General features: G+C 47.7%; 5 protein-coding genes. All 5 read right to left on the reverse strand.

Annotated elements, in window-relative coordinates; translation table 11 throughout:
• Positions 1–106: 106 nt before the first annotated feature.
• Positions 107–850, reverse strand: a complete 744-nt coding sequence (gene fabG, locus B7Y67_RS12050) for a 3-oxoacyl-ACP reductase FabG (RefSeq protein WP_015421598.1) — start codon at positions 848–850, stop codon at positions 107–109.
• Between the two features lie 42 nt (positions 851–892).
• Entirely contained in the window at positions 893–1,828 is a 936-nt protein-coding gene (gene fabD, locus B7Y67_RS12055; RefSeq protein ID WP_293598853.1) for an ACP S-malonyltransferase, read from the reverse strand.
• 67 nt (positions 1,829–1,895) lie between these two features.
• Positions 1,896–2,882 (reverse strand): beta-ketoacyl-ACP synthase III, encoded by a 987-nt coding sequence (locus B7Y67_RS12060; RefSeq protein WP_293598854.1) that lies wholly within the window; start codon positions 2,880–2,882, stop codon positions 1,896–1,898.
• A 2-nt stretch (positions 2,883–2,884) separates the two neighbouring features.
• On the reverse strand, positions 2,885–3,895 hold the full coding sequence (gene plsX, locus B7Y67_RS12065; RefSeq protein WP_293598855.1) for a phosphate acyltransferase PlsX: 1,011 nt from the start codon (positions 3,893–3,895) through the stop codon (positions 2,885–2,887).
• An 84-nt stretch (positions 3,896–3,979) separates the two neighbouring features.
• Positions 3,980–4,115 (reverse strand): 50S ribosomal protein L32 (rpmF, locus tag B7Y67_RS12070; protein ID WP_293598856.1); only part of this gene is annotated, 136 nt, incomplete at its 5' end.

A 4,115-nucleotide genomic window follows, 5' to 3' on the forward strand; every position in this document is an offset into this window, starting at 1 on the left:
CATTAAGTCCCCCAAGGGTTGTAAAAAAACGATGAAAAGGATTTTATCAGCTTGGCGGGCTAAATTAGTAAATCCGCCAAAAAATGATCAAATAACTGCTTTATTTTTAGGCTAAATAGAGGCCACCATTGACATGCAAGGTATTCCCAGTGATATATCCAGCCGCTGGAGAGGCTAAAAACGCCACCGCCTGGGCTACATCTTCCGGGCTACCTAGGCGAGCCAAAGGAATGTTCGCTTTTAGTGAATTTTGCTGCTCTTCACTCAAAGCGCGGGTCATATCGGTATCAATAAATCCGGGGGCAACACAATTTACAGTGATATTGCGGCTACCGATTTCACGGGCTAAAGCGCGAGTCATACCAGAAACGCCTGATTTAGCAGCGGCGTAATTCGCCTGCCCAGGGTTACCCATATGACCAACGATAGAGGTGATATTGATGATGCGGCCAGCGCGCGCTTTCATCATTGGGCGCATTACTGCCTGCGACAAACGGAAAACTGCACTTAAATTGGTGTCGATCACATCGGTCCACTCATCTGTTTTCATGCGCATTGCTAGGTTATCGCGGGTGATACCTGCGTTATTGACCAAAATATTAATGCCACCAAAATCCTTAACGATTAAATCAATAATATCTTCACAAGCCTTTGGATCGGTCACATTCAATACCTCGCCACGACCACCGCTTGCCTGCAAACGTGCATTGATAGCCTTCGCACCATCTTCAGATGTGGCAGTACCAATTACTTTGGCACCACATTTCACTAACTCATCCGCAATAGCCTGACCAATACCACGCGATGCGCCGGTCACTAATGCAATTTGTCCGCTTAAGTCGAGATTCATATTTGTCTTCCGTTGTTTCTTTATTGTTTTTTATTTGTAGCTTTACTTTACTGAAGCCAAAGCTTCGGTAAGGCTGGCTTCATCGAAAACAGGAATGCCAACGACATTCTCATTGATGCGCTTAGTCAACCCAGCCAATACCTTGCCAGGACCGCACTCTATAACTTGAGTAATGCCCTGTTGCGCCATGGCATTGATAGTCTCATGCCAACGTACTGGCTTGGCAGCTTGACGCACCAAGGCATCCTTAATAGCCGCCGGGTCATTCAGGGCATTGACATCAACGTTATTGACTACAGAAATAGTGGGGACCTTGAATTCGATATCAGCTAAGTAGCCTTTCAGTTTTTCTGAAGCAGGCTGTAGCAAAGATGAGTGAAACGGTGCAGATACAGGCAATGGCAAAGCACGTTTTGCGCCAGCTGCCTTGAGCAGTTCACAAGCCTTAGTCACTGCATCACTTCCACCAGCAATCACCACTTGTCCTGGCGCATTGAAGTTCACTGCTTCCACAACGCCGCCAGAGGCCGCAGCAGCTTGCGCACAAACCGTCTTCACAATCGCATCATCCAAGCCCAGGATCGCAGCCATGCCGCCTGCACCAACCGGTACTGCTGTTTGCATGGCTTCAGCACGAAAGCGCACCAAAGGCACGGCATCTTTGAATGAGATTACGCCAGCAGCAACCAAAGCGGAGTACTCACCCAAGCTATGACCAGCCATCATCTGAGGAACGGCGCCACCAGAGGCCAACCAAGCACGATAAAACGCAATCGCTGCAGTCAACATCACGGGTTGTGTATTGGTCGTTAAAGACAATGCTTCTGCAGGACCTTCAGCAATCAGTTTTGTGACATCTTCACCCAAAGCCTCTGAAGCCTCTTGCAAAGTCGCACGGACTTCCGGGCGATCCGCAATGGAGTTGAGCATCCCAACAGATTGGGAACCTTGGCCAGGGAATACAAATGCAAATGTCATAGGAATGATCGCTGGATAATAGTTGTGAATGTATTTTTAGCTTTAGCGCTTTGTTTAGTATTTTGCTTTAATACCTGATGACTGCCGCGCCCCAAGCAAAGCCACCGCCCACACCCTCTAGCAAGAGGTGTTGGCCACGTTGGATTTGACCAGAGCGAACGCCGACATCTAGAGCAAGCGGTATGGATGCAGCGGAAGTGTTGCCGTGTTCATGAACGGTCACAATGACATTGTCCATCGACATACCCATCTTGCGGGCTGTGCTCTCCATAATGCGAATATTGGCTTGGTGTGGCACCAACCAATCAATTTGTTCTGGCTTGAGATTGGCTTTTTCTAAAGCCTCATGCGCGACTTGCTCAAGCACCTTAACGGCCAACTTAAATACTGCAGGGCCATCCATAGTCAAGTAAGCAGAGCCATCTACACCACCCTGCTTAGCACGCCCCGGAACGCAAAGAATGTCGCGTTGACTCCCATCAGCATGCAAAGCCGTTGCCAGAATGCCAGGCTCAGAAGAAGCCTCCAGAACGACTGCACCAGCACCATCGCCAAACAAAACAGAAGTAGTACGGTCTTGGAAATCCAAAATACGGGAGAAAGTTTCTGCACCCAAAACTAATACTTTCTTGTAAGTACCTGTTCGAATAAATGCATCAGCAATGGCAAGGGCATAAGTAAACCCAGCGCATACGGCCTGAACATCAAATGCGGCGCAATTCGTATGCGCACCCAACTTGTCTTGCACTACGCAAGCGGTACTTGGGAAACCACCTAAATGATCTGGCGTAGAGGTTGCCAAAATAATCAAATCAAGATCTTCTGAGGTGCAGCCAGCAGCTTCTAATGCTGCTTCAGCAGCCTTGACCGCCAAGTCACTAGTGAGTTGATTATCTGCAGCAAAGTGACGAGCAGAAATTCCACTGCGAGTCACAATCCATTCATCACTAGTCTCGAGTCCAATCTTCGCTAAACGTTCAACGAGATCTTGATTGCTTAAACGTTGCTCCGGAAGATAGCTCCCAGTCCCCGCTATCCGTGAAAAGGTGCTCATGATTATTTTGTCTCCGCCACAAAAGCTTGAGCAATGCGCTCTACCATGCGATTTTTTGCTGCTTCATATGCACGATCGAGCGCAAAACCAAATGCAAAACGATCTGCTGAGCCATGACTTTTAATTACACAACCGCGCAAGCCTAAGAGCACAGCGCCGTTATAGCGACGATGGTCAACACGCTTACGTACACGCAATAATGGCACCATCGCACAGATTGCCATGAGTTTGGTAAGCCATGATCGATTGAATTCTTCTTTTATTAAGCCACTCATCATCTTCGCCAAGCCTTCGCTTGCCTTGAGAACAACGTTGCCAACAAAACCATCACACACCACGATATCTGTAGTGCCCTTGAAAATATCATTACCTTCTACGTTGCCGTAGAAGTTTAAGTTCGTTTGGCGTAGCAACTCACTCGTCTGCTTCACTACTTCATTTCCCTTAATCACTTCTTCACCAATATTGAGAAGACCGATTGAAGGGTTTTGTGTGCCATCCACCACTTGAACCATCACATTAGCCATTTGCGCAAACTGCACCAAATGCATTGGTTCGCAATCCGCATTAGCGCCAAGATCTAGCATGGTGGTACCGCGCCCTTTTTCATTGGGGATCGCGGTAGCAATCGCAGGACGATCAACACCTTCAAGAGTTTTGAGAATGTAGCGGGATATCGCCATTAAGGCGCCCGTATTGCCAGAAGAGATAATTGCGTCAGCTGAGCCTTCTTTGACCTGCTCGATAGCAACGCGCATGGAAGAATCTTTTTTACGACGCAGTGCCACCTCAATAGGATCATCCATCAGGACAACCTCACTGGCAGGAACAATTTGAATACGCTCCAATGGCGCTTTTGGAAACTGACTTAAGGCTTGCTTAAGCGCTTCCGGATTGCCGACTAATGCAATCTTTACATCAGCATGTTTTTCGAGAAAATCGCAACAAGCGGGGACCGTAACAACTACCCCGTGATCTCCGCCCATAGCATCGATAGCAAGAGTGACACTCATAAAATCAAGTATTGCTGCAAGTAGTTTTTTTCAAAGAAAAAAGCGGCTTTTATTGGAGCCGCTTCTATCTTTTAGACTAAAGAATTAGTCGTTTTTTGTTTTAACAACTTTACGACCACGGTAGTAGCCGTTTGGTGAAATGTGGTGGCGCAAATGAGCCTCACCAGTTGTGGCTTCAACAGCCGTAGCAGGTGCGGTCAAAAAGTCGTGCGCACGGTGC

Source organism: Polynucleobacter sp. 35-46-11 (assembly GCF_002281105.1).